The 23686-nt window shown below is 63.1% G+C and carries 23 protein-coding genes; 11 read left to right on the forward strand and 12 right to left on the reverse strand.

All coding sequences use genetic code 11. The features are described from left to right. Positions 1–17: 17 nt before the first annotated feature. Positions 18–1775 carry a pyruvate kinase gene (pyk, locus tag ACERJA_RS03680; protein WP_373606921.1) on the reverse strand — a complete coding sequence of 586 codons (1758 nt, stop codon included), beginning with the start codon at positions 1773–1775 and terminating at the stop codon, positions 18–20. A 118-nt stretch (positions 1776–1893) separates the two neighbouring features. Between pyk and ACERJA_RS03685 the strand changes: the two genes are divergently transcribed. Then, entirely contained in the window at positions 1894–2181 is a 288-nt protein-coding gene (locus ACERJA_RS03685; RefSeq protein WP_373606922.1) for a GYD domain-containing protein, read from the forward strand. 40 nt (positions 2182–2221) lie between these two features. On the opposite strand, the gene metG is transcribed toward ACERJA_RS03685, so the two are convergent. Beyond that, complete coding sequence (metG, locus tag ACERJA_RS03690) at positions 2222–4324, reverse strand: methionine--tRNA ligase (RefSeq protein WP_373606923.1); 2103 nt, start codon at positions 4322–4324, stop codon at positions 2222–2224. Between the two features lie 325 nt (positions 4325–4649). Between metG and ACERJA_RS03695 the strand changes: the two genes are divergently transcribed. Then, on the forward strand, positions 4650–6017 hold the full coding sequence (locus tag ACERJA_RS03695) for a sodium-dependent transporter (protein WP_373606924.1): 1368 nt from the start codon (positions 4650–4652) through the stop codon (positions 6015–6017). Positions 6018–6030: 13 nt separating this feature from the next. Here ACERJA_RS03695 and ACERJA_RS03700 read toward each other — a convergent pair whose 3' ends face one another. From ACERJA_RS03700 to ACERJA_RS03720, 5 genes are all read right to left on the reverse strand, one after another. Then, positions 6031–6372 (reverse strand): hypothetical protein, encoded by a 342-nt coding sequence (locus ACERJA_RS03700; RefSeq protein ID WP_373606925.1) that lies wholly within the window; start codon positions 6370–6372, stop codon positions 6031–6033. A 256-nt stretch (positions 6373–6628) separates the two neighbouring features. Continuing rightward, positions 6629–7714, reverse strand: a complete 1086-nt coding sequence (mfnA, locus tag ACERJA_RS03705; protein ID WP_373606926.1) for a tyrosine decarboxylase MfnA — start codon at positions 7712–7714, stop codon at positions 6629–6631. A 135-nt stretch (positions 7715–7849) separates the two neighbouring features. Further along, positions 7850–10177: a phosphoenolpyruvate synthase gene (gene ppsA / locus ACERJA_RS03710; RefSeq protein ID WP_373606927.1), complete on the reverse strand. Its 2328-nt coding sequence runs from the start codon at positions 10175–10177 to the stop codon at positions 7850–7852. Positions 10178–10367: 190 nt separating this feature from the next. Beyond that, on the reverse strand, positions 10368–11165 hold the full coding sequence (locus ACERJA_RS03715) for a methyltransferase domain-containing protein (RefSeq protein ID WP_373606928.1): 798 nt from the start codon (positions 11163–11165) through the stop codon (positions 10368–10370). A 7-nt stretch (positions 11166–11172) separates the two neighbouring features. Next, positions 11173–11556, reverse strand: a complete 384-nt coding sequence (locus ACERJA_RS03720; RefSeq protein ID WP_373606929.1) for a nascent polypeptide-associated complex protein — start codon at positions 11554–11556, stop codon at positions 11173–11175. 118 nt (positions 11557–11674) lie between these two features. On the opposite strand from ACERJA_RS03720, the gene ACERJA_RS03725 reads away from it, so the two are divergent. Beyond that, the gene (locus ACERJA_RS03725) at positions 11675–12289 is read left to right on the forward strand and encodes an HD family hydrolase (RefSeq protein WP_006066554.1); all 615 of its coding nucleotides are present in this window, start codon (positions 11675–11677) and stop codon (positions 12287–12289) included. 155 nt (positions 12290–12444) lie between these two features. On the opposite strand, the gene ACERJA_RS03730 is transcribed toward ACERJA_RS03725, so the two are convergent. Then, positions 12445–12936: a PUA domain-containing protein gene (locus ACERJA_RS03730; protein WP_049889834.1), complete on the reverse strand. Its 492-nt coding sequence runs from the start codon at positions 12934–12936 to the stop codon at positions 12445–12447. 103 nt (positions 12937–13039) lie between these two features. Here ACERJA_RS03730 and ACERJA_RS03735 point away from each other — a divergent pair, with 103 nt between their 5' ends. Further along, the gene (locus tag ACERJA_RS03735; RefSeq protein WP_006066552.1) at positions 13040–13222 is read left to right on the forward strand and encodes a hypothetical protein; all 183 of its coding nucleotides are present in this window, start codon (positions 13040–13042) and stop codon (positions 13220–13222) included. Between the two features lie 147 nt (positions 13223–13369). Here ACERJA_RS03735 and ACERJA_RS03740 read toward each other — a convergent pair whose 3' ends face one another. Next, complete coding sequence (locus ACERJA_RS03740; RefSeq protein ID WP_006066551.1) at positions 13370–13867, reverse strand: NYN domain-containing protein; 498 nt, start codon at positions 13865–13867, stop codon at positions 13370–13372. Between the two features lie 101 nt (positions 13868–13968). Beyond that, on the reverse strand, positions 13969–14778 hold the full coding sequence (locus tag ACERJA_RS03745; protein WP_373606930.1) for a M48 family metallopeptidase: 810 nt from the start codon (positions 14776–14778) through the stop codon (positions 13969–13971). A 373-nt stretch (positions 14779–15151) separates the two neighbouring features. On the opposite strand from ACERJA_RS03745, the gene dapA reads away from it, so the two are divergent. The 7 genes from dapA (at position 15152) to ACERJA_RS03780 (ending at position 22571) form a co-directional block, all read left to right on the forward strand. Beyond that, positions 15152–16081 (forward strand): 4-hydroxy-tetrahydrodipicolinate synthase, encoded by a 930-nt coding sequence (dapA, locus tag ACERJA_RS03750; RefSeq protein ID WP_373606931.1) that lies wholly within the window; start codon positions 15152–15154, stop codon positions 16079–16081. Then, positions 16078–16845 carry a 4-hydroxy-tetrahydrodipicolinate reductase gene (dapB, locus tag ACERJA_RS03755; RefSeq protein ID WP_373606932.1) on the forward strand — a complete coding sequence of 256 codons (768 nt, stop codon included), beginning with the start codon at positions 16078–16080 and terminating at the stop codon, positions 16843–16845. The genes dapA and dapB overlap by 4 nt, the downstream gene beginning before the upstream one ends. Then, positions 16842–17678 (forward strand): 2,3,4,5-tetrahydropyridine-2,6-dicarboxylate N-succinyltransferase, encoded by an 837-nt coding sequence (locus tag ACERJA_RS03760; RefSeq protein WP_006066547.1) that lies wholly within the window; start codon positions 16842–16844, stop codon positions 17676–17678. Before dapB ends, ACERJA_RS03760 begins: the two co-directional genes overlap by 4 nt. A gap of 93 nt (positions 17679–17771) precedes the next feature. Further along, positions 17772–19112, forward strand: coding sequence for a metallophosphoesterase (locus tag ACERJA_RS03765; protein ID WP_373606933.1), 1341 nt, complete (start codon positions 17772–17774; stop codon positions 19110–19112). Positions 19113–19181: 69 nt separating this feature from the next. Next, complete coding sequence (gene lysA / locus ACERJA_RS03770) at positions 19182–20450, forward strand: diaminopimelate decarboxylase (protein ID WP_373606934.1); 1269 nt, start codon at positions 19182–19184, stop codon at positions 20448–20450. Between the two features lie 127 nt (positions 20451–20577). Then, on the forward strand, positions 20578–21411 hold the full coding sequence (gene dapF, locus ACERJA_RS03775) for a diaminopimelate epimerase (RefSeq protein ID WP_373606935.1): 834 nt from the start codon (positions 20578–20580) through the stop codon (positions 21409–21411). After that, complete coding sequence (locus tag ACERJA_RS03780) at positions 21408–22571, forward strand: M20 family metallopeptidase (protein ID WP_373606936.1); 1164 nt, start codon at positions 21408–21410, stop codon at positions 22569–22571. Before dapF ends, ACERJA_RS03780 begins: the two co-directional genes overlap by 4 nt. A 30-nt stretch (positions 22572–22601) precedes the next feature. On the opposite strand, the gene ACERJA_RS03785 is transcribed toward ACERJA_RS03780, so the two are convergent. Continuing rightward, positions 22602–23018: an EamA family transporter gene (locus ACERJA_RS03785; protein WP_373606937.1), complete on the reverse strand. Its 417-nt coding sequence runs from the start codon at positions 23016–23018 to the stop codon at positions 22602–22604. Then, positions 23018–23440, reverse strand: coding sequence for an EamA family transporter (locus ACERJA_RS03790; RefSeq protein WP_373606938.1), 423 nt, complete (start codon positions 23438–23440; stop codon positions 23018–23020). The genes ACERJA_RS03785 and ACERJA_RS03790 overlap by 1 nt, the downstream gene beginning before the upstream one ends. Between the last annotated feature and the right edge of the window lie 246 nt (positions 23441–23686).

Below are 23686 nucleotides of genomic sequence, written 5' to 3' on the forward strand. Positions count from 1 at the left end.
GGGAGTCTGTGGGCTGATCAGGTGCGGTTTGCTCGGTCGCTGATGTCGCCGCCGTAGACGACGCCGCGTTCAGCATCGAGTGTCACGACGTCACCGTCTTCGGCCGCAGTCAGAACGGCTCCGCTGATCATCGGGATCGACATCTCTCTGGCGACGAGCGCCGGATAGCCGGTCAGACCTCGCTGGGCGTCGATGATTCCACCGATCTTCGTCGGGTCGCCCTCGAACTGCTCGTCGAAATCGGCCGGCAGTGAAAGGATCGCGCCGTCGGGGATATCGGTGATGTCACCGTCCGAGAGATGCACCAGCGGGCCGGTTGCCCGGCCTTCGACGACGACACGGCCAGTCGTCAGCGCCTCCGCTGCGACGTGGACTTTCATCATGTTCGTCGTGTTCGCTCCCTCGAGTTCGGTCATCATCCCACAGAGGACGACGACGGTGTCACCGCTCTCGGCGACACCGGCATCCAGTGCCGCCTGCACGGCCTTCTCGACGACAGCGTCGGCACCTTGGTCCGAAACGTTCGCGTACAGCGGCGTCACACCCCACGACAGCGCCAACTGGCGGCGAACGCCGTGGCTCTGTGTCGATGCGACGACCGGAACGCCGGGACGGTACTTCGCCGTCTTGAGCGCCGTGTATCCGGATTCTGTCGCGGCCACGACCGCGTCCGCACCGATATCACGCGCGAGGAATCGCGCCGATCGAGCCAGTGCGTCCGTCCGCGCTTCGCCCGCAGTGGGGACGCGTTGCTCGAGCAACTCGGCGTACTCCTCGGAGTTCTCGACCTCGCGGACAATGCTTCCCATCGCCTCGACGACGGCAACCGGGTGGTCACCGATCGCGGTCTCGGCCGACAGCATCACGCCATCGGTGCCGTCGAGGACGGCGTTCGCGACGTCCGACGCCTCCGCCCGCGTTGGTCGACGGGCATGAACCATCGAGTCGAGCATCTCCGTCGCCGTGATCACCGGCGAGCCCGTGTTGCGACACTTGCGGATGATCCGTTTCTGGATCATCGGGACGTCCTCCATCGGACACTCGACGCCCAGATCGCCCCGGGCGACCATGACCCCGTAGGAGGCATCGACGATCTCATCGAGGTTTTCGACGGCACCCGCGCGTTCGATCTTCGCGATCAACGGAATTTCCGCGCCCAGTTCCTCCAAGACCTCGCTGACTTCGTAGACGTCCTCGGCATCGCGGACGAAACTCGCCGCGACGAAGTCGACGTCCTTCTCGGCAGCTAACTCGAGGTCCTTGTAATCGTCCTCGGTGACAATATCCAAGTCGAGGTCGACGCCGGGGACGTTCACACCCTTGCGGCCGGCTAACTCGCCACCGGTGTCGACTCGAGCGCGAATCGCGTCGCCGTCGTGTTCGAGCACAGTCGTCTCGATCAGTCCGTCGTCGAGCAGAATTCGGTCACCCGCTTCGACGGCGTCGATCGACAACGAGAGGCCGACCTGCTCCGACGAGGCCTCCTCACCCTCGACGAATCGGATCTCCGACCCCGTCTCGAGGGTGATGGTTTCTCCCTCCGGAAGCGGCGCGGTCCGAACTTCCGGCCCCTGCATGTCGAGCATCACCGCGACGGGTTCGGCTCGGTTCTCGTCGACGGTGCGGACGCGATCGATCAGGTCGGCTCGGTCCGCACGCGTGCCGTGGCTTGCGTTGAGCCGAGCGACTGACATCCCTGCGTCCGCGAGGTCCCCGATCGTCTCTCGATCGCTCGAGGCGGGCCCGAGCGTGCAGACGATTTTTGCGTTTCTCATAGCTCGACGTAGCGCAAGCACGGTCAAAAAGATAGGTGATTTACTCAATTTCGAGTTTCTTTCTGTACTTTGCACTGCCACGCCAATCGTTTTCTGCGAGACCGGCCGACAGCGGGACATGGCGACTTACGCATCACTCGTGACCGTCGACGACCGATCCGTCCAAAACGCCCAGGAGCTGTCGTCGATCTGGGGCGAGATCAAAACGGAGTTTGAAGCGCACGAGGCCGAAGTCATCGACTCGTATGCGATTTTGGGTGAGTACGATTTTCTCGTCGTCTTCGACGCAGCCGACCGGGAGTCGGCGTTCAAATCAGCGCTGACGCTCCGTCGTCACGGGCTGTCGGCACGGACGATGACGCTCGTCGATACCGACGACTTCGCGCATCTGGTCGACGAGATCTGATCACCACGCCCGCCAGCATCGAACGACGATTCGCCTCTATCTACTGTACCTTCTCGCCGACAACCGCGTCATCGTGGGTCGTCAGCAGGTCAGCCTGATCACCGGCAGCGAGGATCATCCCGTTCGATTCGACGCCGAACAGCTCCGCTGGCACCATGTTCGCCAGCAGAATACATTTCTCGCCAGGCAGCTCTTCGAGGTCGTGGAGCTGTTTGATGCCCGCGACGACCTGTCGCGTCTCGAAGCCGATATCGACCTCGAGGCGTGCGAGGTCGTCTGCACCCTCGATTCCTTCGGCCGTCTCGATCTGGCCAACGCGGATATCGAGGTCTTGGAAGTCGCCGAACCCGATTCGCTCCTCAAGGAGTGGCTCGAGGTCGCCCGTGTCTGTCATACTGTCCGATTCGTCCGCGGCGGTGTCGTCGCTTTCGGTTTCGTCTTCGTCACCGTCGTCCGTCGCGGCCTCGACACGGGCCTCGAGTTTTTCGGTGAGTTCCTCGACGCGCTCGTCCTCGATCTTTTCGAAGAGTTCGCCGGGTTCCTCGAAGGTTCGGGGCGGGGCCTCGAGAGCGGCCTCGAGGTGGGTGTCCGCAATCGAACCGTCCTCGTTGAGTTGCTCCCACAGCAGTTGGGCCTTGTCGGGCGCAATCGGCTCTAAAAGGACGCCGACGGCTTTGGCGATCTGGACACAGTCGCGGATGACCTGTGCCGCTTGCTCGGGGTCGTCGTCGGTGAGCTTCCAGGGCTCGTTGCGCTGGATGTACTCGTTGCCAAACTGGGCGAGTCGCGTCGCTGCCTGTCCGATGCCGCGAAGCGAGTAGTCGTTGACGGACTCGCGAACCTCGCCGATGGCTCCCTCGATGCGCTCGGCGACGTCGTCGGAGACCTCGGTTTCGGGCGTGCCCTCGTAGTTACGGTAGGCAAACAGCAGCGAGCGGTACCAGAAGTTGCCGACGGTGCCGACGAGTTCGCCGTTGACCTTCTCCTGGAACGCCTCCCACGAGAAGTCGACGTCCTGCTGGAGGCCACCCGTCGTCATCAGATAGTATCGCAGCAGGTCAGGGTGGAACCCTTCCTCGAGGTACTCCTTCGCCCAGATCGCGCGGTTTCGGCTGGTTGAGAGCCCCTTGCCGTTGATCGTAATGAAGCCGGTGGCAGCGATCCCACGTGGGGCGTTGTAGTCTGCACCCTCGAGCATCGCCGGCCAGAAGATCGCGTGGTGCTGGATGATGTCTCGGCCGATGAAGTGGACGATATCACCGTCCGCGCGCCAGACGTCCTCCCAGTCGTACTCCTCGGCACCGACGCGGTCGGTGTACTGTTTGGTCGAGGAGATGTACTCGATTGGCGCGTCGACCCAGACGTAGAGCACGAGGTCGCTTTCTGCCTCACCATCACCGCTGGGGTAGTTGATTCCCCAGTCCATGTCTCGGGTGATACACCAGTCTTGCAGGCCGTCTTCGATCCACTGACGGGGCTGGTTGCGCGCGTTCGAGGTGCCTTCGAGGTCGTCTAAGAAGTCGGTGAGGTAGTCCGCGAACTCGGAGACTTCGAAGAACTTGTGCGTGCGCTCGCGATATTCGGCCGGGTTCCCGGTGATCGTGCTCGTCGGCTCCTCAACTTCGCCGGGCTCGAGATGACGCTGACAGCCCTCGTCACACTCGTCGCCGCGGGCTTTCGCCCCGCAGTAGGGGCAGGTGCCCTCGACGTAGCGGTCGGGAAGATACTGATCAGCGTCGGGGTCGTAGGCGACCTGAATCTCTTTTTCGTAGATATGACCTTCCTCGTCCAGCGTGCGGACGATCTCCTGGGTGGTCTCGACGTTGGTCTCGTCGTGGGTGTGGCCGTAGTTGTCGAAGTCGACGTTGAACTTCGGAAACGTCTCCTTGTACTGTTCGTGCCAGTCCAGCGCGAAATCCTCGGGATCGACGCCTTCCTTCTCGGCATTGACGGCGACCGGCGTGCCGTGCATGTCCGAGCCACAGACGTACGCCGACTCTTGGCCCAGTGTCTCGAGTGTGCGGTTGAACGCGTCTGCACCGATATACCCCCGCAGGTGACCGATGTGGAGATCACCGTTTGCATACGGCAACCCACAGGTCACGACCGCGGGCCGGCCTGTCGGAAACTCGTTGTTGCTCATATCTGTGCTGAGTCGGCGGGAGGCGTAAAACCCGCCGGTTTTCGATTGACTGGACGGCCGTCGGTCGCTGGCGGCGGGTCTCGAGGGGGAATCGAATCGTTCGACGACGTGACACAGACGGTCTGCTGTCCCGACGGATCGGCGCCACTCCCAGAACGGGTCGCGGGTGCAGGAAAACAGACGGACAGCAGTCCACCCCACGAACGGCGACGCCACCGATGACGCACACGATTTGTGAAGAGTCATATCGACCACATGAGAAATAGTGGCTTACTCGGCTGGACGATTACGTGAGTTTTTGACACACATGCTGGTGCTACCGAGTATGAGCTCCGTCGATGTCCCTCGTGAACAGTGGGCTACCCGGATCGGGTTCATCTTCGCTGCCGTCGGGAGCGCAGTCGGCCTCGGGAACATCTGGCGGTTCCCGTTCCAGGTCGGTCAGGAAGGTGGGGCCGCGTTTCTGTTGATCTACCTGCTCTTTATCTTGCTCATCGGGTTTCCGGCGATGCTCGTCGAGTTCGTCGTCGGTCGGTACACCGAACGGAACCCTGTCGGGGCCTTGCAGGCGATCGGCAGCGGGCTCTGGCAGTACGTCGGCTGGATCTTCATCATCACCACGTTCGTGATCCTGTCGTACTACAGTGTCGTCGCCGGCTGGACGATCCGCTACACCCTCCTCGGGCTTCAAGACGGCTATCTCGCCGACGCTTCCGAGGCAGAAGTTCAGTTCGTCGACCTCGCGACGGGACTCGACGCGATTGCTTTCCACGCGCTGTTCATGGCGATCGTGATCGTCATCGTCGCCTACGGGATCCAACACGGGATCGAACTCGCGGTGAAGGTGATGGTCCCGACGATCATCATCATCACGGTTGGGATGGCGATCTACGCGTTTACACTCGAGGGCGCCAGCGAGGCCTACGCCTACTATCTCTCGCCCGAGTGGGGGACGATCACCGCCGAGTGGACGAGCATCCTCCCCGCAGCAGCCGGGCAGGCGTTTTTCACCCTCTCACTCGGGATGGGCGTGATGATCACGTACGCCTCCTATCTCGGTGAAGACCGCAACCTTGCCGAAGACGGCGCGATCATCATCGGCTTCGACACCGCGATCGCGTTTATTACTGGGCTGATCGTCTTCCCGATCCTCTTCACCGCGGGCGTCGATCCAGCCGATCCCGGTGCTGGCGCGATTTTCGTCTCGCTGGCGGCAGCGTTCGGCGACCTCACGTTCGGCTGGCTCATCGGTGCGCTCTTCTTTGGCACCGTCGCGATCGCCGCGCTCTCGAGTGCCATCTCGCTGCTCGAGGTCGTCATCTCCTATCTGATCGACGAGCGCGATATCAGCCGCAGAACGGCGACGGTCGGCGTCGGTGTCGCACTGTTTCTGCTCGGCATCCCCTCGGCGTCTGACCTCGTCTTGCTCGACCTGTTCGATCTGTTCGCAGATCAGGTCCTGCTCGTGCTCGGTGGGCTGTTGTTGATGATCCTGATCGGCTGGTCGCTTCCTGACCTCGCCGTCGAGGAACTCGAGCTCGGAATCGGCGACCTCGGCTCGCTCGGCTCGGCATGGATCTGGGCTGTCAGGGTTCCGGTCGTGCTGGTCCTGTTCGTTGCACTCGCACTCGGCGTGCTCGACTACTACGAGTTTCTCACCGTCGACTTCGCCGACTGGCTCGGCGACCAGTAGCCGTTGACCGCCGTCAGTCGGCGCCGTTGGCTTCCTCAGCTCCGTCGTGCCATATCGCCGGCAACAGCTCCAGCCGGCTGCCAAACAACAGCCCGACCCCGACGACCAAACAGCCGAAGAAGGCGATCAGAAACGCCGCCCCACCGGGGTTGATTACGAGCACGACAGCCGCGCCAACCCACGCCAGCCAGGCGATCGCTTCCCAGGGTCGGCCGTCGTACAGCCGCCAACTCGACAGCGAGAGCGCGAATCCCCCGAGTGCGGCTGCGACAGCGATCCCCTCCACGACCGCTGACGCTGCGACCAGCGCCACGAACCCGGTGATCGCAACCGCGTCGATCCGATCCATCGTCATACTCGAGTCTGTCAGCGACGCGCCAAACCGCTACCGATTGTTCGTTGCTACCCGACCGTTCGCCCGCGGTGGCGCGCGCTGTCGATCGATGACACCGTGTGAGGGATGAGCGACCGAACCAAGTGAGCGAGTCGGATGGGGAGGGTGTGGAAATCCCTATGAGCCAGTCCGAGTAGTGTAGTGAGTCGTCGGCGAGCTGGTGGACACTCGAGCAGCGACAACTGTGCCCAAAGTTCAGTCAATCGTCACAACGCAGTCAATCGTCGCCCATCACGGGAGCGCTCGCTCGCACCTCGAGACGGTCGAGATCGCTGATAAAGGAGGCCAGCATCTCGCGGGTAACATGGGGCATACAGACGACCCGGAGTTTGCCGGTTGCAGTCCGGGAGATGCGCCACCCATCGGCTCGCAGGGCGTCGAACGTCGACTGCGGGAGGTCTGCCGCCACGAGCGGCAGCGTCGGCTCGACGACATCGTAGCCGCGTTTCTCGAGGGCGTCAGCGAGCCACTCAGCGTTGTGCTGTGCGCGGACGTACTGTTCGCGGTAGCCCTCGGGCCACAGCTCTCTCATCGCCGCGACCGCGCTTGCGACGCCAGCACCCGATCGGGTGCCAGTCAGCGTCGCCTGTGATGTCGACTCGAGATACGGCGTGTCGACGGCGAGCGCATCGAGCAGGTCATCCGAGCGAGCGAGCAGCCCACCAGCGGGGACGGCGGCCTGGCCCATCTTGTGCGGATCGATCGTCATCGTGTCGACTGGCGCGTGACCGAAGTGCCACTCGTGGTCGGTAAACGGTAAAACGAACCCACCCCAGGCAGCGTCGACGTGGAGCATGGCGCCGACCGACGCCGCAATGTCGCCGAGTTCGGAGATTGGGTCGACGCGGCCGTACTCGGTCGTTCCCGCGACGCCGACCACCATCGCCGTCTGCTCGTCGACACACGCACGGACGGCCTCGAGATCAGCCCGAAACGAGTCGTCCGTCGGGACGATTCGAAGGTCGACACCGAGGACGTCGGCAGCCTTCTGGAAGCTGAAATGACCCGACTCCGGCATGACGACGTTCGGCGTTCGCGTCTCGGCGCGCTCACGAGCGATCCGAACGGCCTGAATGTTCGCTTCCGTTCCGCCACTGGCGATGTAGCCCGCCGGCTCCTCAAGGCCGGTGAGCTCGCCGAGCATCGCGACCGCGTCGTCCTCGAGTGCCGTGATCGTCGGATACGTGCCAGGATCGCCGGGGTTCGTCGCGAGAAACCGCTCGGCCGCCTCGCGCGCTACCGGGTGGGGCTCCGTACACATCGAGGAGAGTACCCGATCGAACGCCTGCGGCTCGATTTGCATATCACGTACGTCGATTTGGGCTGATTTATGCGTTCTGTTTGTCGAATTCACACCCACTGTGAAGACGGAGCTGCGACTCGAGTATCGCCGTCGCTCGGGACCAACCGCCGAAAAAACGCGTCTAGACGGTGGTGATCAGCGAACCGAATCGAGCAACAGCTTCTGCTCGGTCCGTTTGACTTCGTGCTGGACGTCGCGGACGGCGTCGATGTTCGCCGAAATCGAGCTCACACCTTCGTCGACGAGGAACTGGACCATCTCCGGTTTAGAGCCGGCCTGGCCACAGATGCTCGTGTCCACGTCGTGTTCGCGGCAGGTCTCGATGACGGTGCCGATAAGCCGCAGGATTGCGGGGTGGAGTTCGTCGAATCGATCAGCGACGTTCTCGTTGTTCCGGTCAACCGCGAGCGTATACTGGGTGAGATCGTTCGTGCCGAACGAGGCGAAGTCGATGCCTGCCTCAGCCATCCCCTCGACTGACAGGGCGGCGGCCGGCGTCTCGATCATCGCCCCCCACTTGCGTTTGTCGGGGTCGATGCCGGCGTCTTTCATTAGCTCCTTTGCGCGGTAGATGTCCTCGGCGTCGTTGACCAGCGGGAGCATGATCTCGACGTTGTCATACCCCATCTCGTAGAGCCGGCGGAACGCCTCGAGTTCGTGGGCAAAGACGTCAGGCCGGTCGAGCGACCGCCGGATACCGCGGTAGCCGAGCATCGGATTGTGCTCTTCGGGCTCGTCTTCGCCGCCCTCGAGCTGTCGGAACTCGTCGGTCGGCGCGTCGAGTGTCCGCACGCGAACGGGTCGTGGATAGAACTCGTCGGCGACGGTTCGAATCCCCTGAATGAGCTCTTTGATGTAGGCGTCGACGCTGTGTTCCTCGATGAACTTCTCCGGCGTCTGGTTCAGCGAGAGGATCATGTGTTCGGTCCGCAGGAGGCCAACGCCGTCGGCACCCGTCGCAGCCGCACGTTCTGCGGCTTCAGGGATCGAGACGTTGACCTTGACCTCGGTCGCGGTCATCGGTTTGACTGGCGACTGCGGGCGAACCTCCTCGACTGGTTCGGTCTCCTCGTCGTCTTCAACCGTCTTCCCCTCGAGGACCGCACCCTTGTCACCGTCGAGCGTGACGACCTGTCCATCTTCTAAGACCGTTGTGGCGTTGGTTGTCCCGACGATGGCCGGGACGCCCAGTTCGCGGGAGACGATCGCGGCGTGGCTGGTCATACCGCCCTCGTCGGTAATGATCCCGACGGCTCGTTTCATCGCTGGCACCATGTCCGGCATCGTCATCTCGGTCACGATGACGTCTCCCTCGTCGACTTTCGCCAGGTCGTCGAGCTTTTTGACGATCCGTGCTGCACCGCTGACCGTGCCCGGGCTCGAGCCCAGTCCGTCGACGAGGACGCTACCGGTACTCACACTCGAGGTGTCAGTGGTGCTGGCGGCTGCCGTCCCGCTGCCGTCGGTGACGCCTTCAGAGACGTCGATGGCGGAGTCGGTGGCTGTCGGCTCACCGTTGCTCTCGCTGATCGTCGTGATCGGACGCGACTGGAGCATGAAGACCTCGTCACCGACGATCGCCCACTCGACGTCCTGCGGATTGTCGTAGTGGTCCTCGACGCGTTCGCCGAGATCGACGAGCTGTTCGATCTCGTCGTCGCTGAGAACGCGTTCGGTTCGTTTCGCCTCGGGCACCTCTCGCTCGACGGTCTGTCCAGTCTCCTCGTCTTTTTCGTGCATCACCTTCTTTTCGGCGACGGTGACGTCGATATCGCGGTCCTCGCGGGAGATAATGTAGTTGTCCGGCGAGACGGCCCCGGAGACGACGGCTTCGCCGAGTCCCCACGCGGCCTCGATGATCATCGTCGGATCGCCGGTCGAGGGATGACTCGTGAACATCACACCCGACTTCTCGGCGTCGACCATCTGCTGAACCACGACGGCGATGTTAACCACCGAGTGATCGAAGCCCTGCTCCTGTCGATAGTAGATCGCACGCTGGGTGAACAACGAGGCCCAGCACTCACGCACGCGGTCGAGCAGCGCCTCCTCGGTGACGTTGAGGTACGTATCCTGCTGGCCCGCAAACGACGCATCGGGCAAGTCCTCTGCCGTCGCCGAGGAGCGAACGGCGACGAACGCCTCGCCGTCACCGACCTCGCTGTAGGACTCGAGAATCTCCTCGCGCAACTCGTCAGGGAACGGCGTCTCGAGAATGAGTTCTTGCGCGCGGTCGGCCGCGTCCGAAAGCGCGCTCGAGTCGTCGACGTCGACATCGACGACTTCGAACAGTTCGTCGTCGATTTCAGCTTCTTCGATGAACGAACGGTACGTTCCGGCAGTTACTACGAATCCCGGGGGTACGGGTAGCCCAGCACCCGTAAGTTCTCCGAGGGAAGCACCTTTGCCGCCGACTTTCTCCAAGTCGCCAGCACTGATCTCGTCCAGCCAGAGTACAGCCATCTCTATGTTCGCAGACAGGCGAGTCAATAAAGAAGGTTGCGAACAGTCGCCACGATTCGAAACTCGAACCTGAATGAGAGTTGTGACGATGAGTGGGCACAGTGCTCAACTCAGTCTGTGGCGTACACTGCGGCTCAGTGGCAACACGACCCTGAAAAATGATTTCGCGGCGGGTCCGACCGAGTCGCCACTACACGTTCCGAGCGATCGTCAGATAGCCCGTATGGCCGACTGGCGCGGTCGACGGCCGGGAACCACGATCGTCGAACTGCATCTCGCGCTGGATCGTCTCGCGCGTGCGGACGTTCGATAAGCCAGCCTCTCGAGCCGTCTCGACGACCTCGCGAGTCGACTCGATGAAAGGGCTGTAGACCGCAACGAAGCCACCCTCGACCAGCAGCGCTGGTGCGTGGGCGACGATCGACGCCGCATCGCCCGTGTCGAGTGTGAGGACGTCGAACGACTCGTCCTCGAGTTCCTCGAGTTCCTCGGTCAGATCGCCCGTGCGGACGTCGACGGCGTCGGCGACGCCGCCAAGTTCCATGTTCTCGCGAGCGACCTCGGCAAACTCCGGATTACGCTCGTAGGTGACGACCGAGGCCCCAGCGCGTGCCATCGACGCCGACAGGACACCCGTGCCGGTCCCGGTGTCGAGCACGCGGTCGCCACGGGAGATGCCCGTCTCGCCGATCACGAGACCGATATCGCGGGGCACCATCGGCGCACCCGTGCGCTCGAAGTGGTGAAACAGGTCCGGGCCGCGCAGCCGACGCACCTGGAACGCATCACCCAGATGCGTCTCGATCGTCTCGCCTGGCTGGACGTCCTCGGGTACCTCGAGGACGCCGAGGTCGGTCCCCTGCTCGCCGCCGGGGGCGACGAGATACTCGCGGTCGCCCCGGACCAGCAAGACGGGAACGCGGTCGCCTGCATCCTCGCCTGCTGGGTCCGCCTCGATTGCCTCGTCGGTGTCTGGATCGCTACTCACGCGATCGTCACTCGAGAGAGCCGACTGCTGCGGCGAGGTCGCCGTCGTTTTCTTCGAGTGCCTCGCGAGCTTCGTCTTCGCTGACGCCCGTTCGAGCGACGACGAGTTCGACGTCCTCGTCAGGGATTGCACTCGAGGTGTCATCATCGCTGTCGGCATCGGCGATGGCACCGGCCGTGCCGGACTCGACCTGTTCTGGCGAGCCGATGACCTGGTACGTTTCCTGGCCGCGGGCGTCCATCTTCGTGACCTCGGCGTTGTCGAAGACGAGATCGTACTCGTCGGTCCGGATAATGACCTCTTCGGCCTCGATGTCCTCGACATCGATCCCCATCTGTTTCATCATCTGTTCCATCTTGCGCGGATTCAGTCCGCCGCCTCCTCCAAACATACCCGACACGTCGCCATCCGCGACCTTTTACTTTGTCGTTCGGACTACGCAGTTCGACAGCCCATCGCCGAACGAGAATCAACGTTTTCAACCGGCCAGCGAGACCATAGACGGTTCAATGGCCGATAAACTCGATTCGCTCCTCGAGTTGCTCGAATTGAAAGACGAACTGCGGACGGGGTGGGTCCTCCGGGGCATCGAGTCACCCGAGTCGGTCGCCGCTCACACATGGGGGACGGCCACACTGTGTCTCTTCTACGCCGACCGGGCCGACGTCGACCGCGACCGAGCCGTTTCGATGGCGCTCGTCCACGACCTCGCGGAGGCGCGCACGGGAGATATTCCGACCCGTGCCGCAGACGTCGATGACACACAAGAACTCTCGAGCGACGAAAAGGAACGCCTCGAGCGAGCCGCCATCACGGACCTGCTCGAGCCGTTCGAGACGGACGAGTGGCTGTCGCTCTGGGAGGAGTACGAGGCTCGAGAAACGCCGACCGCGCAGTTCGTCAAAGACATGGACCTGCTCGACAACTGCCTGCAGGCGCTGCAGTACGAACGCGAGGACCGCTACGACGAGACCGAACCAAACGATGCGTTTACCGAGTACGAGAACCTCGACGAGTTCTTCGCGACGGCTGCCCCGCGGCTCACCACGTCAGTCGGCAAATTGCTGTTCGAGCAGGTCAAAACGCGATACGAAGCGGAGATCGGACGTGACTGCATGCTTTGACCTGCGAACTGACTGCCGGCTCGAGCGAAATGAGTTGTGTGCAGTTTTCCACACCGGCCAACAGCTGAAAAAGCGTCTCGCAGCAGTGTCCGTCAACTGAACCAAGTTGCACACTGCTTGAGCAGCCGTCGTCTGCCTGGAGACGCGAAGCGAGGCTACTCCGCAGGCGCGCCTTCGCGCACGGCCACGGCAACCCCAGTGTCGAAGTCTTCGATGGCGTCAGCGCTGAGCTGTGCCGTCCCGACGGCGATCAGTTCGCCGCGCTCGTGGACGATCAGCACCTCGTCGCCGGGCCGGATCTCGTCACCCGCCTCGAGAACGAATTTCGCGAACACGTTCTTTTCGTCGCGGACGAACGGTTCGCTCTCGTCGTCGACGACGACGCGGTAGGCTGGATGCTCGAGGGCGTCGTGGAGTCGGCGGCCGCCCTCGAGTCCAAGGGTGAATCGGCCGTCGATACCAAAGGACACGAGACGTCCGGTTTCGGCGTGAACCTGCTGGGGACGTCCCGACGTGGTGCGTTTGATCGTCAGTGATTCGGTGGGTGGGAACAGTGCGTTGCCCGCGCCCGACCCGAACTGGTAGTCCGCGATCGTTCGAAGATTCGGGAGTCCCGCCTGTCCGTTCCCGTCGGCTGGCTCGCTCATTGGACGGGGTTTGATGCGGGCCGTCGAAAGCCCTTCGACCTCGCTTTTGATCGGAACGAGATAGCGAATATTATAATCCTCGACCGAGTAGTGTTGGTATCTCATGGACGTCACGCAAATCGGCCTCGGGGTTACCCTGCTCATTTTCGGCACCCTGACGCTGGCCGGCCCGGCCTCGTTCGTTTCGGGGACGGCCGTGTATCTCCTGACCGGTGTGACGCTTTTTATTACGGGCTACGCGCTGTTGATCGGCATCTCACAGCGTCGGTACTCGAATCAGTCCTGACCGCCGTCGGTCGTCTGCCAACTGCTCGTCGCTCACTGAGACGAACGCTTGTCAGTCAGTGCTGGTGTGTTCGCGACGCGTGCGAGGCCATCGGGACATGGAGACTGCAGGCCGTCTGAGACATCGGCCGGACTCGAGACAGAGCAGCTAAAGGAGGAACGTTTCGTGGCGGTCGCCGAGGTCAAGAAACGAGTCGGTTGCTTCGATGAGTTCGTCGGCGGTCGACGATTCGAACGCCATCACTTCGACGCGGACGCCCTCGTGGCGCAGGTGTGAACAGAGCCGCGAGAAGTCGCCATCGCCAGTACAGAGGACGATCGTGTCGACGTGGTTCGCGAGTGTCACTGCGTCAAGGCTCATCCCGACGTCCCAATCCGCCTTTTTGGTGCCGTCAGCGAACGTTTTGATGTCCTTGATTTTGGGCTCGAAGCCGATATCGACGAGTGCCTCGAAGAAACTCTCCTCGTCGGGCGCTTCTGCGCGGATCACGTACGCGATAGCGCGAGTGAGCTGGCGATCCTGAACGGCTTTGTCGAGAAGCGCAGAGTAGTCGATATTGCGGCTGTAGATGCTCTGTGCCGTATGGTAGAGGTTCTGGGCGTCGACGAGAACGGCGACGCGCTGACCGGGATGAATTTCCGTCACGTGATATACTGTTATCGGTGGGTGTAAAAAATTACGTCGGTCGATGCGACCGAACTGCGGTTACTGCGTTGGGCCAGCCGACAAACGAGACGGGTCGGCTGTTAGCGGCGGAGGCGCTCGATGCGCTTTTCGGCCGGCGGGTGGGTCGCAAACAGCTGTGCCAGCAGGCTTTTATCCGAATTGAAGATACAAAGCGCGTTGACGTTATCGTCGACTGTCGACTCGCGTCCTTCAGAACCGCGGGAAATTTTCTCGAGTGCGCGGGCGAGAGGATCACCGCTGCCGATGTGCTGGCGAGCGTCGGCGTCGGCGACGTACTCGCGGTAGCGCGAGATGGCCATCACGAAGATCAGCGTCAGCATCTGGGCGGCGATCGAGGCGGCGTAGGCGACGAAGAAGTTGTTGTCGTCGCGGACGAGGAAGAACACCGCGTAGCTCACGACCATCCCAACTGACTGACCGAGAATCATCGTGATGGTGTCGCGGTTGTTCAGATGCGCCAGTTCGTGGGCGATGACGCCCTCGAGTTCGTCGCGGTCGAGCAACTGCATGAGCTCGGTCGAGACACAGACGACGCCAGCGCCTTTGCGCCCGGTCGCGAACGCGTTCGGAACGCCCATATCCTGCACGACGAGTTTGGGCTTGTCCAGTCCCATATCTCGCGAGAGCGATTCGGTCATCTGGTGGACTTCGCGATAACGACCCTCGTTAGGCATCTCCTCGGTGCCACGGAGCGCCATCCACTTGCCGAACTTGTACTGGGCAGCAGGAAGGACAACGATACTAACCAGGAGGACGGGAAGCAGCGGGACCCCCCATGCCGTCGAAAAGAACAGGGCGGCACCGAAGTAGAGGGCAAAGAGGATGGTCCCGACGATTGCCATCCTGAGTTTCAACTGTGTGTTTCGCATACCCAGCAGTAAGCAATCGAGAAGTATAAATGAAGCGGGAATCGGTCCAAAAATCGATAGCGGGTGTCATGGTATTGCCACACATTGCTGGGTCAACACAGCCAAAGACACAACGAATAAGTTCGTCCAGCACAACCGCCAACGTATGCGTCACGTCGCTCACCGAACCGATACGCTCGTTGTGAGCGACGCCGTTTCTCACTTTTCGAAACGTAAACGCGTGTGAAGTGTGCTCGAGGCGGGCGTAGCGACCCCGTCCCGGGTGCGAGCCGGAATTTAATCGCCCTCTAACGCAGACTCGAGGGCGACGTATCACGCGTGAATCATCATAATAAAGTATCCGACGACCGACCCACACAGCAGTAGACAACCTATGACATCCACTATCGACTTCACCGGCGTCTTCCCCGCGATGTGTACGCCGTTCAACGACGACGAAAGTATCGACTTCGAAACCCTGCAGGCCGACGCACAGCGACTCGAGGCAGCCGGCGTTGACGGCCTCGTCCCTGTTGGCTCGACCGGCGAATCCGCGACGCTGACCCACGACGAACACGTCGAGGTCGTCGAAGCGGTCATCGAGGCCGTCGACGACGTTCCCGTTATTGCGGGTTCGGGCTCGAACAACACCCGCGAAGCGCTCGAACTCTCCGAGCGATCCGCCGAGGCTGGCGCTGACGGCCTCCTGCTGATCTCGCCGTACTACAACAAGCCCGAACAGCGCGGCTTCGTCGAGCATTATCGAACGATCGCCGACGCGATCGACCTCCCACAGATCGTCTACAACGTCCCCTCGCGGACGGGCCAGAACATCGAACCAGACACCGCCGTCGAACTCGCAAGTCACGAGAACATCGCGGGGTACAAGGCCGCAAGCGGCGACCTCGGCCAGATCGGCGAGATCGCAGAGCGAACGGTCGACGAGGAGTTCGCCGTTCTCTCGGGCGACGACGCACTCACTCTGCCAACCATCTCCGTCGGCGGCACGGGCACGATCAGTGTCTCCGCGAACATCGAACCCGAGCGCACGTGTGCGATGGTTGGTGCGGCCCTCGACGGCGATTACGACCGCGCTCGAGCGATCCATCACGAACTCGGACCGCTGTTCCGTGCGCTGTTCATCGAGACCAACCCGATTCCGGTCAAGGAAGCGATGGCGATCCGGGGCTACGGCCCAGCACGGATGCGCTCGCCGCTGACCCGGCTCTCCGAGGAGCACCGTGCTGACCTCGAGGCCGTTCTCGCTGATCTCGAGGCCGAACCGGCCGCGGTAGCCGACGGCAGCGGAGAGGACGATCGATGACGGTCCGCGTCGGTGTCACCGGTGCGACGGGCCGGATGGGCCGAGAAGTGATCGCTGCGGTCGACGACCACGCCGACTGCGAGGTCGTCTTCGCTGTCTCCCGAAGCCCCGACGGTGAGACGGTCGACGGCGTCGAGATCGAGTCCGCGGACGACATCGACTCGCTGCTCGTCGAGCGCGAGCCGACAGCCGTCATCGATTTTACTGGTCCCGAGTCGGCCGTCGAATACGCGGCGGCCTGCGCCGCGGCCGACGTCGCGTTCGTCACGGGCACGACCGGCTTCGACGACAACCAACTCGAGGCACTCGAGGATGCGAGCGAGGAGGTCGCCGTTCTCCATGCGCCGAACTTCGCCCGCGGGGTCCAGGCTCTGCTGAACGTCGTCGGCGAGGCCGTCCAGAACCTGCCGGGGTACGACGTCGAACTGGTCGAGACTCACCACAACGCAAAGCGCGACGCGCCCAGTGGCACGGCAAACCGCCTGCTCACTGAGATCGAAGCCAACGGTGAGTTCACCGAGCGCACGCACGGCCGCGAGGGTGAACAGCCGCGTGACGCCGGCGAGATCGGTGTCCACGCGCTCCGTGCCGGCAATGTTACGGGCGAACACGAAGTGCTCCTCGCAGGCAACCACGAGGAACTGCGGCTCACCCACCGCGCCGAGGACCGCGGCGTCTTCGCTGCGGGAGCCGTCGATGCAGCGGCGTGGATCGCTGGACAGAAGGCAGGCTGGTACGACTTTGCGGACGTGATCGCAGAATGAGTGCACTCGAGAGCGAAATCACGGAGCTGTGGGGACAGTACCAGAACGACGATGTCAGCGCCGACTCCGCCGGCGAGGACGCGTACGCGACCCTCGACGCCTTCCTCGACTCCCTCGAGGCTGGCGAGATCCGCGCCGCCGAGAAACACGGCGATGCGTGGGAGGCAAACGAGTGGGTCAAGCAGGGCATTCTGCTCAACTTCGGCCTGCGCGCGACCGAGCCCCGCGAGTACGGCGGCGTCACGTACAACGACGTCCTCCCGCTGGCGGACTCGAGTGATTACGGCGACCGGGGGAGCCGCAACACGCCCGACGGCACCGTCGTCCGCCGCGGTGCCCACATCGGCTCGGACTGTATCCTGATGAGTCCGGCGTTCGTCAACATCGGTGCCCACGTCGGCGACGGCACCCTCGTCGACTCCTGTGATACGGTAGGTTCGTGTGCCCAGATCGGTGCGAACGTCAAACTCGGCGCGAACACTCTGATCGGCGGCGTGCTCGAGCCAGTCGAGAACGCGCCGGTCATCATCGAGGACAACGTCTCGCTGGGCGCTGGCTGTCGCGTCACGAGTGGCTTTGTCGTCGGCGAGAACAGCGTCGTCGGCGAGAACACGCTGCTGACACCGCGCATTCCGGTGTACGACCTCGTCGAGGAGGAAGTGCTCTACGGCGAACTGCCCGCCGACCGACGCGCCTTTACTCGCTTTGTCGAGTCCTCGATCAGCGACCACGACCTCTTCGAGGGCGGCGCGTACAAGCCCGCTGTCGTTGCGACCGACCTTCAGACGGAGACCCTCGAGGCGACCGAGCGCGAAGACACGCTCCGAGAGTAACCCGACCGCTCGCAGCCGTCGGTCAAGCACCGACTGTGTGACAGCGCGGGACGACACGAAACCGTTTTTACACCTGAGTGAAAGGCTGGCCCAATGGGAACGACCGATGAGGACCGGGTCTACTACGTCATCAGCGATCTCCACATCGGTGGTGACGAGCAACTCGAGAACGTCGAGTTTCTCGATGAGTTGCTGGCGTTTCTCGAGCGACTCGAGCAGACCGACGAGCCGGCCGAGTTGGTGATCAACGGCGACGCCTTCGGCCTCTGGGAGTTTACCACGATTTCGGGAATCGAGAAGTTCGACGCGCTCGAGGAGACGTATCCAGAGCTGTTCGAGCAGTTCCGGGCGACCGGAGAAAACATCCCGATCACGATGCTCCCGGGCAATCACGACCACGAGTTGGCCGCCTACGACGAGTACGTCGAGCGCTTTGCAGCGTACAACGTCGACCTCGTCCAAGAACAGTCGATCACGCGGCCGGTCGGCAGCCGGACGATTCACTTCGAACACGGCCATCAACAGGATCCCAACAATCGGATCGAAGACTGGGGGAACCCGTATGCGACCCCGCTTGGCTACTTCTACAATACACTCGTCACCAGCCGAGCAGGACAGCTTTCGGATCGAGGCCGGTACAACTGGCTGAAAGACGTGCAAGCGGTGACACCCACTGAACGGATGCCGGTGTGGCTCCTCTCAAAGTACTTCTACCGCGAGATGAACCCGCTGCTTCGGTACGCGCTGGTCCCGTTTCTGTTGCTGTTCAACATCAGCATTCTCCTCGTCATTCTGACGAGTCTCGACCTTGCAGGCATCTGGTCGATGCCGGTCGAGCGAACGACCGGCTTCCTCAGCCAGTTCGGCACGGCTGGGACGGCAGTCTGGTTCCTGCTCGCCATCAACGTCACGATCACCGGGTTGGTGATGCTCGTCGGGATCCCGCTGTATTTCATCCGGCGAGACGTCAGGAAGACCGTCAGCCGGTTCGGTATCTTCGAGACCGAACTCACTGTCGATGCCGAGACGCCTTACGCCGAGGCGGCCCGCGAGGTGTTCGAGGAAGACCCGGAGACGGCCATCTTCTGTTACGGCCACACCCACCGCCCGCGATTGCAGGAACTCGAGGGCGGCGTGGCCGTCAACACCGGGACGTGGCTCAAACGCCTCCATCGCCGCGACGGGATCACCGGCATCCTTCCACCGGTGTTTTACCCGTCTTACCAGCTGTGTACGGTCCGTATCGCCGCCGAACCTGACGCTGGCGGCATCGTCGTCGACTACGAGGCCGTCGAGAAACCGAGCCCGAAAGCTGAGGAACTCACCCTCACCGAACGGCTGTTCACCGTCGGCCGAGAGCCCGAACTCGAGTTGCCCGACGGGACGGTCATCGAAGACGAGGTGCAGGTCTCGGAACCACAGCCGGCCGAGTAAGTGTCGCGTCGGCTTTGTGCGCTTTCGAATCCAAAGTCTTGACTTCTCGCGGTAGCCTAGCAATCGATAATGACGACACTCGAGGGATCGCCGGCGGTTCGCCGGCTGACAGCATGGGAGCCGACGAGACTCGAGTCCCTTGCGGGAGAGTACGAGACGCCGTTGTACGTCCTCGATCTCGATCGAATCAAGGAAAACGCGCGCCGACTCGAGTCAGCGTTTCCCGACGCCGAGATTCTCTACGCGGTGAAAGCGAACGCCCTCAGCGACGTCCTCGAGACGCTCCACGGGGAGGGGATCGGCCTCGAGTGTGCGTCGGCGGGCGAACTCACGCGTGCACTGGCTGTAACCGACAGCGGGGCTGACGTCCATTATACGGCCGTCAACCCGCCGGCTCGAGATCTCGATATCGCTGTCGAGGCCTGGGAAGCGTTCCCCGAGTTGACGATCACTGCTGGAGCCGAGGACACGATCGACCGCCTCGCCGAGCGCGGCTACGACGGGCGACTCTGTCTCCGAGTCAATCCCGGGATCGGAGCCGGCCACCACGAGAAGGTTCAGACCGGTGCGAACGCGAAGTTCGGTGTCCCAGCCGAACGCGCCGTCGATGTGCTCGCAGATGCTGCCGACCGCGGATTCGACATCGTCGGTATCCACGCCCACGTCGGCTCTGGTGTCTCGAGCGACCAACTCGACGCCCACCGGGAGTTCGTCTCGCGGATGGGCGAGCTCGCTCGAGACGTGATCGATGACGTCGGTGACCTCGAGTTCCTCGACATCGGTGGCGGCTTCGGCGTTCCTTACCGCGAGGACGACACGCCACTGGACCTCGAGGCGGTCGCCGACGCGACCCGCGAGTCGGTCGGCGATGTGGATGCGCAACTGACCATCGAACCCGGTCGCTACTTCGTCGCCGACGCCGGCGTCCTGTTGACAGCGGTCAACACCGTCAAGGACGCACGAGAGACGACGCTCGTCGGCGTCGACGCCGGCATGACGACGCTCTTGCGGCCTGCGATGTACGACGCGTACCATCCCATTCGAAATCTCACTGCCGACTCGAGTGACACCGAAAGCAGCCGCGAGGAGACTGCACAGACCATCGCCGGCCCGATCTGCGAGAGCGGGGACGTTTTCTGTACGGACCGCAAACTCCCGGCAAGCGAGCGCGGGGACCTCCTCGCGATCGGAAACACTGGCGCGTACGGCTACGAGATGGCCAACCAGTACAACTCCCGGCCTCGACCCGCCTCCGTCGTCATCGACGACGGCGTCGCGCGACTCGCTCGCCGACGCGAAACGATCGACGACGTTACGAGAGTCGAACGCGAGAGTTGATTCATCTCGACCGTCCCGACGGTGACAGACAACGCGCTCTCACGTCCCACGACGAGCGAGAACATGCAAAGCAGACAGCCGACCCTGAATCGGCCCCGACCCCGACAGCAATACAGCCTACCGAACGATGACCGTTCCATTCCAAAAGTACCACGGCACCGGCAACGACTTTCTGATCATCCATGCGGCCGAATACGTCCCCGACCGGGCCGCACTCGCCAAACGCGAGTGTGACCGCGACACCGGCGTCGGTGCCGACGGGATCCTCTATCTCGCCTTAGAGGAGGATTTCAACCCACCACGCGTCGTGATGACGCTGGTCCAGCCCGACGGCTCGACAGCACCCATGTGTGGCAACGGCGCTCGCTGTGCCGCCGAGTGGGCCATGCAACGCACCGACACCGACAGCGTCATGATCGACACACAGGCAGGCACCCTCCGCGCGGATCGAACTGCCGACGGCATCACCGTCGAGATGGGGTCGCCGACGTTTGCTCCCGAAGACGTCCCCGTCGACGCCGACGAACCTGTCTTCGAGGAGTCGATCGAAGGCCTCGAGGTCTCGGTCGTCAACACCGGCGTCCCCCACGCCGTCGCGTTCGTCGACGACGTCGACGACGTCGACCTCGAGGAGATCGCCCCACCGGTTCGCCACGCTGACGTCTTCCCGAAAGGAACGAACGTCACGATCGCCAGCCATGATGGCGACGGCAGCTTCCGCCAGCGGACCTTCGAGCGCGGCGTCGAAGGCGAAACCGACTCCTGTGGCACCGGCGCGGTTGCCATCGCCGTCGTCGCGCGCCGACTCGGGCTCACCGACGCCGATCCGGTCGCCGTCTCGCCACCGGGTGGCGAACTCGACGTAAGCTTCAACGACCGCGGGCGGGCGACGCTCGCCGGCCCCGTCGAACACGAGTTCGATGGTGAAGTTGTCGACGCGATCGGAACGGCCGAACAGTGACTGGGAACCGATCCGACGCGGCGGCCACCGGCAGCAGTCGACAGTTCGATCCCGTCGACTTCCTCGAGACAGCCGTCCAGACGGCCTCCCACGAGGACGTCAGCCCGATGCGGGAGTTCCTCTGTGAGACGCTCGAGGTCCACGGCATCGAGCCCCGCGTCGACGACGGCGGGAACGTGCTGGCGACTCGTGGCCCGGCCGACGCCGACACCCACGTCGTGTTGAACACCCACATCGACACCGTCTCGCCACACGTCCCCTTCGAACGCGACCGAGAGGAGACAGCGGCCGGCGGAAGCGACGTGATCCGTGGGCGGGGCTCCTGTGATGCAAAAGGGCCACTTGCCGCGCTGTTGGCAGCCTTTTTCGCCGTCGAGCCCGCTGACGGTCGCGTCACGCTCGCGATCACACCCGACGAGGAAGTGCTCTCGACGGGCGCGTACGAACTGGTTTCCGGCTCCGGTTCGCCGACTCGAGATGCCGACGCGGTGATCGTTGGCGAACCCACGAATCTCGACGTCTGTACGGCCGCGAAAGGCCGCTTTCAGGGAACGATTCACCTGACAGGGGCCAACGCCCACGCGGCTGAACCCCATACCGGCGTCAACGCCGTCGCCGCCCTCGAGGCCGTCCTTGAGGCGATCCGAACGTTTGGCGACCGCGAGGACGCGCCACCGACGCATCCCCAACTCGGCGCGGCAACGCTGACACCGACGGTCGTCGAGGGCGGCGAGGCAACCAATCAGGTGCCGGCCGACTGCGCGCTGACGGTCGATCGCCGAAGCGTGCCCCCGGAAACGGCTGATGCGTTCCACACCGCGTTGACCGACCAGTTGCAGGCGGCCGTGCCCGACGACATCGGCGTCGAGTTCCGGTTCACCGACCGGCCAACGCCGTTTCTCGAGGCCTGGGATACCGACCCCGACGCGCGGGTCGTTGACCTGCTCGCCGACGCTGCTGGCGGCGACGTGCGACCGTTCACCGCCGCGACCGAAGCCTCCTACTTCGCGACGGATGCACCGACGGTCGTCTTCGGCCCCGGCGTGCTCGCCGACGAGGGCGGCGCCGTCGCCCACGCACCGCGGGAGTACGTGCGCGTCGAGGCGGTTCGAGAGGCCGCGACCGCACTCGAGGCGACGCTCGCGGCGTTGCTCGAGTAACGGAGCGGTTTTCGACGCCGAGACGGTTCTTCAGATCGCCATCAACACGATCGCGAGCACGCTTGCTGCGATAGCGGCGATCTTTCGGGGCGTCACCGCCTCTTCGAACGCGAGGATCCCGACAAACGAACTGATCACGATGAACAGCCCGAAAATGGGGACGACGACGCTGACGGGGCCGAGTGAGAGTGCGCGATAGTAACTCAAGAGCCCAACGGCCAGCAGAACACCCATTGCGAGAATATGCGGGCTGTACCGGTGATGGAGATAGGTGGTGACCGAACGCTTTCGATAGGCAAGTACAGCGCCGACGGCGACGAGCATCACCGAGTTCGAGAGGAAGACAGCGGTCGTACTCGGAATGTCAGTCATCGCAATCGAGAGCAGCGGTGCGACGAGACTGTATGTGAGACAAGCAATCACCGAGAGCGCGAGATAGCGTCGCATCAGCGGTCACCACTCGCCGCCAGATAGATCGCGAGGACGGCGACTGCGATGCCGGCAGCGCGGGTGCTGGTCAACTCCTCGCCGAGAAAGACGATGCCGACGACGGAGCTGCCAACGATGAACAGCCCATATATCGGCACGACGACACTGACTGGCCCGGCCTCGAGGGCGGAGTAGTAGGCGAGAATGCCGACGGCGAGAAAGAGGCCGGCAACGTAGACGTATCCCGCTGCCGGCGTCGTCGCGTACGCTGGGTCGGCGGTACCAGTCACGAGAAGCACGCCGAGCGTGAGCAGCAGAAAGACCGCCGTGGAGAGAAACAGGGCGACTGCCGGCGGGACGGCCGTCGTGACAACGCTCGTCAGCGGCGGGATGAGGCCGTAGGCGACGAGCGCAACGGCGACCCACAGGAGATACTCCATGTACCGAGTGACACCTGTCGGGGGAGTTATCTGTACCGGTCGTACACCGTCGATGAGAGACGCTGGTCGCCGTGAATCCACTAGCAGCCGTTTGGCCGCAGAGCAATCGATCCTGCCCCGCTCACCATCGAGTCGAGATATACAACAGTGCGATCATACCGAGGATCGCCAGCACGAACAGCGCGATCGTGGCGATTTCCGGATAGAGGGCGTCGATCATCGCATCGCTCATACCTGTGATTTGGC

The sequence above is a fragment of the Natronorubrum sp. A-ect3 genome (genome assembly GCF_041821125.1).
Classification (GTDB): domain Archaea; phylum Halobacteriota; class Halobacteria; order Halobacteriales; family Natrialbaceae; genus Natronorubrum; species Natronorubrum bangense.

Bases quoted from the DNA above. Each gene is read 5' to 3' on its own strand.
- ACERJA_RS03760 (WP_006066547.1), top strand. From the start codon at position 16,842: ATGAGTGCACTCGAGAGCGAAATCACGGAGCTGTGGGGACAGTACCAG.
- dapB (WP_373606932.1), top strand. From the start codon at position 16,078: ATGACGGTCCGCGTCGGTGTCACCGGTGCGACGGGCCGGATGGGCCGA.
- ACERJA_RS03700 (WP_373606925.1), bottom strand. From the start codon at position 6,372: ATGACGATGGATCGGATCGACGCGGTTGCGATCACCGGGTTCGTGGCG.
- pyk (WP_373606921.1), bottom strand. From the start codon at position 1,775: ATGAGAAACGCAAAAATCGTCTGCACGCTCGGGCCCGCCTCGAGCGAT.
- ACERJA_RS03745 (WP_373606930.1), bottom strand. From the start codon at position 14,778: ATGCGAAACACACAGTTGAAACTCAGGATGGCAATCGTCGGGACCATC.
- ACERJA_RS03695 (WP_373606924.1), top strand. From the start codon at position 4,650: ATGAGCTCCGTCGATGTCCCTCGTGAACAGTGGGCTACCCGGATCGGG.
- metG (WP_373606923.1), bottom strand. From the start codon at position 4,324: ATGAGCAACAACGAGTTTCCGACAGGCCGGCCCGCGGTCGTGACCTGT.
- ACERJA_RS03735 (WP_006066552.1), top strand. From the start codon at position 13,040: ATGGACGTCACGCAAATCGGCCTCGGGGTTACCCTGCTCATTTTCGGC.
- lysA (WP_373606934.1), top strand. From the start codon at position 19,182: ATGACGACACTCGAGGGATCGCCGGCGGTTCGCCGGCTGACAGCATGG.
- ACERJA_RS03765 (WP_373606933.1), top strand. From the start codon at position 17,772: ATGGGAACGACCGATGAGGACCGGGTCTACTACGTCATCAGCGATCTC.
- ACERJA_RS03730 (WP_049889834.1), bottom strand. From the start codon at position 12,936: ATGAGCGAGCCAGCCGACGGGAACGGACAGGCGGGACTCCCGAATCTT.
- ACERJA_RS03725 (WP_006066554.1), top strand. From the start codon at position 11,675: ATGGCCGATAAACTCGATTCGCTCCTCGAGTTGCTCGAATTGAAAGAC.
- ACERJA_RS03790 (WP_373606938.1), bottom strand. From the start codon at position 23,440: ATGGAGTATCTCCTGTGGGTCGCCGTTGCGCTCGTCGCCTACGGCCTC.
- dapF (WP_373606935.1), top strand. From the start codon at position 20,578: ATGACCGTTCCATTCCAAAAGTACCACGGCACCGGCAACGACTTTCTG.
- ACERJA_RS03785 (WP_373606937.1), bottom strand. From the start codon at position 23,018: ATGCGACGCTATCTCGCGCTCTCGGTGATTGCTTGTCTCACATACAGT.
- ppsA (WP_373606927.1), bottom strand. From the start codon at position 10,177: ATGGCTGTACTCTGGCTGGACGAGATCAGTGCTGGCGACTTGGAGAAA.
- dapA (WP_373606931.1), top strand. From the start codon at position 15,152: ATGACATCCACTATCGACTTCACCGGCGTCTTCCCCGCGATGTGTACG.
- ACERJA_RS03720 (WP_373606929.1), bottom strand. From the start codon at position 11,556: ATGTTTGGAGGAGGCGGCGGACTGAATCCGCGCAAGATGGAACAGATG.
- mfnA (WP_373606926.1), bottom strand. From the start codon at position 7,714: ATGCAAATCGAGCCGCAGGCGTTCGATCGGGTACTCTCCTCGATGTGT.
- ACERJA_RS03685 (WP_373606922.1), top strand. From the start codon at position 1,894: ATGGCGACTTACGCATCACTCGTGACCGTCGACGACCGATCCGTCCAA.